Origin of the sequence: Demequina sp., from assembly GCF_016278765.1 — a bacterium.
GTDB lineage: Bacteria > Actinomycetota > Actinomycetes > Actinomycetales > Demequinaceae > Demequina.
Map to the genome: position 1 here is coordinate 1 of NZ_JADQBE010000057.1, position 7,357 is coordinate 7,357.

Genomic DNA, 7,357 nt, shown 5'->3' on the forward strand with positions numbered 1-7,357 from the left:
CGCATCGGCCCCCGTCGCCTGGTGTCCGCACTGTGGCTGTTCGCCATCCTCAACGGCACGGGCCCCGTTCAGCTGAACCAGGGCGCGCTGCCGGGCGCGAGCATGCTGATGACCATCCCCATCGCGGCGACGCTCATCACGCACATCGCTTCCCACGGACTCGCGCGCTGGTACTCGATCGCCGCAGGTGCCGTGATGACGCTAGTGCAGATCGCGACCCTGTTCGTCGGCACGTCCACGATGTACTACACGTACTTCTCGGTCATCGAGATCGCGACCACGGCGACCATCGTGTGGATCGCGCTCAAGAAGTGGAAGGCCGACGCCTAGGCCGGGTCGCCCACAGCGGGCACGATGCCCTCGTAGGCCTCGGCAAACTCGACCGACTCGGCCGCCCGGCAGGCGTCGTAGATGCTCTCCTGGACGGCCTTCGCAGCGGCGTGCCCCAGCACGTCCACCTGCAGGTGGATGTCGGTGAGCCCCTCCTTGAAGTACTGGCCTGTCGCGTTGAGGGGGTCGCGCAGTTCGCCGGTGCTGAACACAAAGAGCGAGTCCCCGTCGGCCGAGGTGTGGACGGGGTTGATGGCCCGCACCTGGCCGTGCGTGGCAAGGTGCGCGAGCTTCTCGTAGTGCTCCTTGGAGCCCAGGCCCACGTTGATGCCCACCACCGTGATGGTGGTGTTCGTCAGGCTGCGCGTGACGATGTCGCTGATCTGGTCGTAGGAGGAGAAGCCGCCCGCTTCGCTGCGGTTGCCCGCCAGGATCTGACCGTCGGGCAGCACGATGTTGCCCACCGCGTTCACCACGGACATCGCGGTCACGATGATGCCGCCCCCCAGGTCCACCCGGGCCGAGCCGACGCCCGCCTTCATGGCGCCCACCTTGGCGCCGCCGTCCAGCCACAGGAACTTGCCTACCGATGCCCCCGTGCCAGCGCCGACGTTGCCGCCGGCCACGGCATCGGCGCTCGCGTTGCGGTAGGCCTCCCGCCCGTAGTCGGCCTCGAAGGGGGCGATGCTCATGCCGAGGTCGTAGATCGCTGCACCGGTGATCGAGGGGTTGACCACGGAGCCGTCCGGGCCCGAACGGAAGCCGACGCCGTCCTCGCGCAGGCACTCCATGATGGACGCGGCGGCCATCAGGCCAGTGCTGCTTCCGCCGGCGATGAAGATGCCGTGCAGCCGGTAGTCGGTCTTGCCGCCCCGCAAACCCTCGGTGTTGTAGCCGCCCGCGCCGCCGCCGTACGCCTTGAACGCCACCGTGGCGGGCTTGTCGAACAGGACGACGGTGCAGCCGGTGAGCCTGTCCAGGTGGGTGGCGTGGCCGACGCGCACACCGGTGAGGGCGGTGAGGGTGGTGTTGGTCATGGTGCGATCACACTACGGGCACATGCCTTCGCGCGTCTCGACTGGGCTGCGTGGGTTGGCCAATGCGGACGTTCCTAGTGTGGCAGTTACGGGAATACCTGTCACCAGATCTCAGGAGAGCGCATCGTGAAGGGCAATGAACTGGTGTGGCGAAACCTCGAGCGCGACACCCTCGCGAGAACAACGCGCGACGCGATAGGTCCACTCCTGGACACGTCACGCGGACCTTACGCCCTTGGCGGGCCAGGCGCCGTACAGGCGCTCCTCCAAGGACGCGCGGTCGCTGACTTCCGCGAGCACATTGTCTATCTGCCTGCCTCTGCGGACCTCAACGGATTGCCCGAGGGCGACGAGGTTCGGGTGCTATCAATGGACAGGCGCGCCATCAAGACGTGGACCGGCTACTCGAGTCTCGCGCAGACGTACGCCGACCTCTTTGCCACCCCCGGCTGGGCGGCGTCGGAGTTCAGAATGGCGCTGCGCGACACCTTTGTTCGAGATCGCGAGTGGGACCAGGTGGGAGACCCACGATGACGATTCTGGGACCAGACGACGAAGGACGCTCTTGAATGGATCGAGGAGTCGCAGATCCAGACCAGGTCCGATGGCGACGATGTTGGGTGGCCGTCTCTCTAGTTGCTGTCATCTTCGCCGGCGCCATTGTGCCGTACTATGGGCGCTTGAGGGGAGTACTTCTCAAGTTCCGCTCCGGTCAATACGAGTGTCCAACGACACTCTCGGACGGGCGCCCGCCGCACATGACGTGCGGAAGGTGAAGGAGACCTCAGAGCACCAGTGTTCTGAGGAGACCCCGTTTTGATCCCCATTGACGTTCTGGCCGCACCGGCATCGGCCGCGCCGTTGTCGACCATCGCCACACCCGGACTGTGGGCCATCACCCTCGCGGTGGTCCTGGTCGTCTTCGCATTGGACTTTGTCATCACCCGCAATCCGCATCGGGTGTCGATGCGCGAGGCCGTCAAGTGGTCCGTGATCTACATCGCCTTGCCGCTGCTGTTCGGCGTGTGGGTGGTGGCGGCACACGGCGGCCAGCTGGGGCTCGAGTACTACACGGGCTACCTGGTGGAGAAGTCGTTGTCCGTAGACAACCTGTTTGTGTTCATGCTGCTGCTCGCGGCGTTCGCGGTGCCGCGGGAACTGCAGCAGCGGGTGCTGCTGATCGGCGTGGCGGGGGCGCTTGTGCTGCGCGGCATCTTCATTGCGCTGGGTGCCCAGATGCTGCAGCGCTTCGACTGGACGTTCTTGCTGTTCGGCGCGATCCTCGTCGCCACCTCCATCAAGGTGTTGCGCGACGCGGTGCGCGGCGTCGAGGAAGAGGTTGACCCGGACCAGATGCGCGCCGTGCGGCTGCTGCGCAAGTTCTGGCCGGTGACCACCTCGTATCGAGGAACTCGGATGACGGTGCGTGAAAACGGTAGACGCGCCACGACGCCCCTGCTGCTGGTGGTCGTGGCGGTGATGACCACGGACGTCGTGTTCGCCGTGGACTCGGTGCCCGCCGTCTATGGCATCACGGGCGATCCCTACCTCGTGTTCGTCACCAACGCCTTCGCGCTCATGGGGCTCCGCGCCCTCTACTTTGTCCTTGAGGGCGCGCTGTCGCGGCTGGTCCATCTTGGCTACGGCCTCGCGGCAATCCTCGCCTTCATTGGAGCCAAACTGGTACTCCACTGGGCACACGGCATCTGGCCCGCCACCCCGGAGGTTCCCACCCTCGTCTCGCTCGCGGTGATCGTGGTGGTCCTTGGCGTCGTCACTGCCACCAGCCTGTGGGTGACGCGGCGCGGCTCCGACGAGCAGCAGGGCGTACACATCGGCGGGTGAGGCGCGGCATGCGAACGCCGAACCTCGCCTAGGCTTGCGTGAGACTCAACCCAAGGAGCAGAGATGACCGACGCCGCCCTTCCCCAGATCACCCGTGCCGCCAACGGCGCCCCGTCCGTTGACTTCGCCGGCGTGACAAAGCCCGACGGACTCGTGGTCGACGTGCTGGAGGCAGGCGGCGGACCCGCCGTGGTCGAGGGCCAGCAGATCACCGTGCACTACACGGGATGGCTCTGGGACGGCGCTCAGTTCGACTCCTCGTGGGATCGCGGCGAGCCCATCTCGTTCGGCATCGCGCGCGGCTCGCTCATTCAGGGCTGGGTGGACGGCATCGTCGGCCAGCCGGTGGGCTCCAAACTGCTGCTGTCGGTGCCGCCCGAGTTCGGCTACGGCCAGCGCTCGATGGGCCCCATCCCCGGCGGCTCGACGCTCGTGTTCGCTGTGGACGTGCTGGACGCAAAGTAGGGAACGCTCGGTGAGAAGGCGGCCGATGTGTGAGTCGTTGCCGGACGTCTTCTGGCCATAGGCGCGGGTGAACTCGCCGTCCGACATGGTGAACACCCCTGCCAGGATGGCGATGCCGCGCGCGACTCCGGCTCGGCACTGCCTACGCCAACATCGTGGCCGGGGCCTCAGCGGAATTCGATGCTTCGGATCGAGTTGCCGAGGTTGACGCCGGTGAACGCGGTGCGCCCCGACGCGGGGTCGGTGGAGGCCCCGATCGCGACCAGGAGCGGAACGTAGTGGTCGCTCGTGCGGTGGGCGCCGCGGTTGCCCGGACCCTTCGCGCGGAAGTCGACGAGGTCGTCGACGCCGCCGACGGCGAGGGTGCTGGCCATCCACTCGTCGAAATCGCGGTTGTAGCCGGGCAACTCGTTCCAGGTGGACGGGTCGCGCTGGAACGTCGACATGTCGTGCGTGGCGAACCCGGACCCGATCACAAGGTAGCCCTGCTCGCGCAGCGGGCGCAGTTCCTCGCCGAGCTTCAGGTTCGCGGCGGGCGAGAGATCGGGCATCGACACCTGCAGCACCGGCACGTCGGCGAGCGGGTACATCGCCATGAGTGGGATGAAGGCGCCGTGATCGAGGCGCCGGTCGACGTACTGATGAACGCTGCCGGCTGGCCCCGCGAGCATCGGCGCGACCTGCTGCGCGAGCGCGAGACTGTCGGGGGTCCAGTACTCGGCCTGGTAGTACCGCTGGTGGAACCCGCCGAAGTCGTAGTACAGCGGCACCTGCGGATCGGTGGCGCCGATCGCAACCGGGGCGTTCTCCCAGTGCGCGGACACGATCACGATCCCGCGCGGCTTGGGGATGCTCAGACTCCACTCCAGCAGGGCCTGCAGCCACTGCGGCGAATCCAGTAGCGGCGGCGCACCGTGCGACAGGAACAGGGTTGGCAACGGGCCGTCGGACGGCTCCCAGCGGCGTGCGGCGCGTGAACGCTCCAGCGCGCGAGGCAGGAATGCGTCGTACGCGCCCATGGGCAGGTCCGGACGGATGGCTTTGAGCGAATCGTCGCGGACAACTATGTCGGACACACTCAGGTCAACCCGGTCGGGGCATCCGGCATTCCCCGCTTCGGGCGTGGCGAAGGTAGCGTTAAACAAGTCGAGGTCTTCCAGATGGTGAGCATGAGAACTTCCATCATGGGGGACCTCGCCCGGTATCCCCGACCACCCACGCGAACTACCCGCCTACAGCCCCAACTGTGAAGAGACCGACAACGATCACGATGAAGATGGCGATCACGACCACGGGGAGCACGAAGATGATCAGGGCGGTGGCGTCGCCACCCCCAGCGTCGCAGTCGCAACGATCTACGGTCCAAGCGCGCCAATGGGTACGACGCTGACACCGTCCGGCCTGCGATACGCGTAGCCCGATGCGGTGATGACCGCAAGCGCCGCGGGCTTCCCACTCCTCGAGTCGTCGACGCGACCAGTAAACTCCACGAGTTTGGCCGCAGCGTCGTCGATGATCTTAGACGCGGATGAGAGTTTGACCTCGCAGGCGATCCACTTCTGATCGGGTGCGGCCACAATCGCGTCGACCTCCAGGCCCGTGTTGTCCCGGTAGTGAAGTACGCGGGCATCGAGCGGTTGCGAGTAGACGCGAAGGTCGCGGACCACGAGCGACTCGAAGAGGAATCCCAGGGTCCTGAGGTCCGCCTTGAGGCTCGCGGCATCGGCTCGCAGACCAGCGACTGCCAGCGACGGGTCAGCGAAATGGAATGTGGGCAGGGTCCGCACCCGGGAGCGTGATCGCAAGTGCGGTGTCCAAGGCGCTTGGTACTCGACGAGAAGGAGCCGCTCTAACGCGTCGATGTAGTTGGCCACCGTCTCGGGATCCGCAGGCAATTCGTTGTCACCCTGACGGCTCGCATCAGCCGTCATCGTGCGGTGCTTGACCTCCGTCGCAACATGGCGTGAAAGGGCTGCGAGCGTGGCAGCAACTCGCGAAGGATCGCGTTTGACTCCATCAACCGTGTGAATGTCAGTGCGAGCAATGTCCGATAGGTAGTCGCGGTTTGCGCGCCGCGCGTCCCGTGCGGAAGCGTCAACGAGCGCGGGCCAGCCGCCGCGGCACAGGGCCTCGACAACCCCTTCGAACGTGAGGCTTGATTGAGACGCATACGGCGCAACCCCGTCGAGCATGGCGCGCAGAGACACGGAACCGTCACTCTCTCCGGACTCCCAGAGACTCATCGGACGCATGGCGAGTCTCGAAAAGCGCCCGGCTCCCGAGTGGCGCGTGGCATCGTCGGCCGGTGTCGCCGAGCCGGTAAGGATAAATTGGCCAGGCTTCTGGCGTGCATCCACCTCGCGCCGCACTGCGTTCCATAAGTTTGGGGCAAGTTGCCATTCGTCCAACAGGCGAGGAGCGTCGCCAGCGAGTACAAGGCCGGGGTCAATGTCGATGCTGGCCCGTGCCCCGTGGTCGATGTCTAGCAGGACTTCGCTGTTCGCATGGTGACGCGCCGTTGCCGTCTTCCCTGAGGCTTTTGGACCCTCAATGAGCACAGCGCCAGCCGAAGCGAGCCTTTCGACGAGCTCGGAGTCGACTACGCGCTGGTGGTAGGACATGGAGACCTCCTGAACCGGATCATTGCAATGCCTCTAACCGGACGTGTGCAACGATCACAACCGGACGTGCGCAATTCCCGGAGCCGGGGTCAGGCAGCGCGTTGAGCATCTACCCCATCGTCACGGTGAGCACGGCCCCGTCAACGAGCGCCTCCACGGGCACCAGGGCGCCGCGCTTGCCGTCGTCAAACGGGGCAACCTCGACGCCCTCGATCGTCACCGACGAGACGCCGGTGGCCAGGCCGTCGATGTTGACCACATTGATGGTGAGATTCATCCCGCGGAACCGGCGAGTCACGGCAAAGCCATCCCAGCCTTCGGGCAGGCACGGGTCGATGCGGAGTCCGTCGAGTTCGGCCCGGACGCCCAGGATGTACTGGGTGGCCGCCACATAGGCCCACGACGCGGTGCCGGTGAGCCACGGGTTGCGGGCCTGGCCAAAGCGCGACGACTCGGGGCCGTGCACAAACTGTGAGTAGACGTAGGGCTCGACCTGATGAATCTCGGCCTGGTCGTTGTACTTGGCGGGCAGGAAGTTGCGGTAGTACTCGTAGGCGCGGTCGCCGCGGCCCAGGATGCCCTCGGCCACGACGGTCCAAGCGTTCGCGTGGCCGAAGATTCCGCCGTTCTCCTTGTGACCGGGCGGGAAGACCAGGAGCGAGAGCCCGACGCCGGGGACATCCTTGGTGTGCGCGGGGGCACAGAGCGCGACGCCGTGTTCGGTGGACAGCCGCTCGTACACGGAGTCCATCGCGCCGATCGCCCGCGCCTCCGGCACGGTCTGCGAGATCGCGGCCCAGACGTTCGGCTCAAGATAGATCTGGCCCTCGTCCAAAGTCTTGGACCCCAGCTTGGCGCCCGTCGCGGAGATGCCGCGGATGTACCAGCCGCCGTCCCACGCGTTCTCGAGCACGGGTTCGAGCCCGTCTAGCACGCCGCGGGCCCACGCGGCGTCGTCGTGGCGGCCGGTCTGGTCGGCGAGCTCTGCGAGGATCCGCACGCCGTTGGCCATGAGGAAGGTGGAGAACATGGACTCGCCCGTGGTGCCGAACTGCAGGC

At 66.3% G+C, this 7,357-nt stretch carries 8 protein-coding genes; 4 read left to right on the top strand and 4 right to left on the bottom strand.

Annotation, left to right across the window (positions count from 1 at the left end; translation table 11 throughout):
• A partial coding sequence (locus tag QZZ29_RS09740; protein WP_291382857.1) for a DUF6326 family protein occupies positions 1-330 on the top strand: 330 nt, incomplete at its 5' end.
• Here the strand turns inward: QZZ29_RS09740 and QZZ29_RS09745 are convergent.
• Complete coding sequence (locus QZZ29_RS09745) at positions 327-1,367, bottom strand: P1 family peptidase (protein WP_291382858.1); 1,041 nt, start codon at positions 1,365-1,367, stop codon at positions 327-329. The two genes, QZZ29_RS09740 and QZZ29_RS09745, sit on opposite strands and share 4 nt — an antisense overlap.
• Before the next feature lie 126 nt (positions 1,368-1,493).
• Between QZZ29_RS09745 and QZZ29_RS09750 the strand changes: the two genes are divergently transcribed.
• The 3 genes from QZZ29_RS09750 (at position 1,494) to QZZ29_RS09760 (ending at position 3,677) form a co-directional block, all read left to right on the top strand.
• On the top strand, positions 1,494-1,901 hold the full coding sequence (locus QZZ29_RS09750) for a hypothetical protein (protein WP_291382859.1): 408 nt from the start codon (positions 1,494-1,496) through the stop codon (positions 1,899-1,901).
• A gap of 282 nt (positions 1,902-2,183) precedes the next feature.
• Positions 2,184-3,212 carry a TerC family protein gene (locus QZZ29_RS09755; RefSeq protein WP_366479403.1) on the top strand — a complete coding sequence of 343 codons (1,029 nt, stop codon included), beginning with the start codon at positions 2,184-2,186 and terminating at the stop codon, positions 3,210-3,212.
• A 63-nt stretch (positions 3,213-3,275) separates the two neighbouring features.
• Positions 3,276-3,677 carry an FKBP-type peptidyl-prolyl cis-trans isomerase gene (locus QZZ29_RS09760; RefSeq protein ID WP_291382860.1) on the top strand — a complete coding sequence of 134 codons (402 nt, stop codon included), beginning with the start codon at positions 3,276-3,278 and terminating at the stop codon, positions 3,675-3,677.
• 167 nt (positions 3,678-3,844) lie between these two features.
• On the opposite strand, the gene QZZ29_RS09765 is transcribed toward QZZ29_RS09760, so the two are convergent.
• The 3 genes from QZZ29_RS09765 to QZZ29_RS09775 form a co-directional block, all read right to left on the bottom strand.
• Positions 3,845-4,753 (bottom strand): class III extradiol ring-cleavage dioxygenase, encoded by a 909-nt coding sequence (locus tag QZZ29_RS09765; RefSeq protein ID WP_291382861.1) that lies wholly within the window; start codon positions 4,751-4,753, stop codon positions 3,845-3,847.
• Positions 4,754-5,032: 279 nt separating this feature from the next.
• Positions 5,033-6,298 (bottom strand): DUF4143 domain-containing protein, encoded by a 1,266-nt coding sequence (locus tag QZZ29_RS09770; RefSeq protein WP_291382862.1) that lies wholly within the window; start codon positions 6,296-6,298, stop codon positions 5,033-5,035.
• A 109-nt stretch (positions 6,299-6,407) separates the two neighbouring features.
• Positions 6,408-7,357: glycosyl hydrolase family 65 protein (locus tag QZZ29_RS09775; RefSeq protein ID WP_366479406.1), on the bottom strand; the 950-nt coding region annotated here is incomplete at its 5' end.